This window comes from Gluconacetobacter entanii, from assembly GCF_013155425.1.
GTDB lineage: Bacteria > Pseudomonadota > Alphaproteobacteria > Acetobacterales > Acetobacteraceae > Novacetimonas > Novacetimonas entanii.
On the sequence record NZ_JABJWD010000080.1, the window covers coordinates 1 to 1,180 of the forward strand.

The window sequence follows — 1,180 nt, forward strand, 5'->3', positions numbered from 1 at the left end:
GCGACAAGACCGACAGATCATTCGCAGCGATGATTTATCTCACCGCCGCAATCATCAATTCGCGTTAATTCCCAACAGACCCTGGAAAAAAGAACCAAAAAACTTCTGGTCGTATGGGACCTGTTTGCCGGGTAGTTTGGAAACAAACAATGAACATTCGTGGGGGAACTAGGGAATAGGGGGACTGCGGGGCCAGATGTCGTGCATGGGAAAAAATATTGAAAAATCCCCTTGTCCTGATGGCCCTGCCTTGGTAAAAGCCCCTCACCCGAAAGGGAAAACCCTGTGGGCGCATAGCTCAGTTGGTAGAGCAGCTGACTCTTAATCAGCGGGTCCAAGGTTCGAGCCCTTGTGCGCCCACCACAGGATCCCGGCGTAACGCCGACAAAAAAGCCCCGGTATCAGACGATACCGGGGCTTTTTTGTCCGGACTACAGCAGGATAGTACCTGCCTGATCCACCTGACGAAAGCGACAGAAGTTTTTGGTGAAGCTTTTTCCAAAAAGCTTCAGGGAACCTCGTCCTTTTAAAAAATGGCAACACCCGAAAACATCGTTATGAGTCAGGCCATGTCCGGTGATCAGCCATCGGGCAGGGGATGGTAATTCCCCGGTGGATATGGTCCATGACAGGTTCAGATATCAGGAGAGGATACGTCGCCCGTGAACCAGTACATCCTGTCCCTTGCCATTTACATGGTGGCCGGGTTCTGTGAAATCGGTGGATGTTTTGCCTTCTGGGCGTGGCTGCGGCAGGGCCGGTCCATGGCCTGCCTGATCCCCGGCATGGCGTCTCTGGTGGTCTTTGCGTGGCTGCTGACGCGCATTGATACCGATACGGCGGGACAGGCCTATGCGGCGTATGGCGGGATCTACATCCTGGCATCGCTGACATGGATGCGCGTGGTGGAGGGATATACCCCGACACGCTGGGAGATCCTGGGGGCTGCGATCTGCCTTGTCGGGGCCGGGATCATCCTGTTCCACCCCCGCAACGCCTGAAATGTGAAAGAAGTTTTTGGTGAAGCTTTTTCCAAAAAGCTTCGAAAGACACCGCCTTTTTGAAAAAAGGCGGCACCCAAAAACTTTTAGGGGCTGGCATAGGTAAGCCAATAAAGGCTTGATATGTTGTATGAAAGCACGTCGTCGCAGCCGGCTGCCTGTCAGCATCCAAAAGCGCC

1 protein-coding gene, 1 tRNA gene and 1 pseudogene are annotated in these 1,180 nt (G+C 53.6%); 2 read left to right on the top strand and 1 reads right to left on the bottom strand.

The window, feature by feature from the left end; genetic code table 11:
* Window positions 1-287 precede the first annotated feature (287 nt).
* Window positions 288-363 (top strand) — tRNA-Lys (locus HNH97_RS13610).
* Window positions 364-695: 332 nt separating this feature from the next.
* Window positions 696-1,001, top strand: a complete 306-nt coding sequence (locus HNH97_RS13615) for a YnfA family protein (protein ID WP_110913839.1) — start codon at window positions 696-698, stop codon at window positions 999-1,001.
* On the opposite strand, the pseudogene HNH97_RS17770 reads toward HNH97_RS13615, so the two are convergent.
* A pseudogene (locus tag HNH97_RS17770) lies at window positions 973-1,180 on the bottom strand (hypothetical protein); the annotation flags it as partial. The gene HNH97_RS13615 and the pseudogene HNH97_RS17770 sit on opposite strands and share 29 nt — an antisense overlap.

Excerpts from the sequence above, each read along its gene's own strand:
- HNH97_RS13615 (WP_110913839.1), top strand. The coding sequence starts at position 696 with ATGGTGGCCGGGTTCTGTGAAATCGGTGGATGTTTTGCCTTCTGGGCG.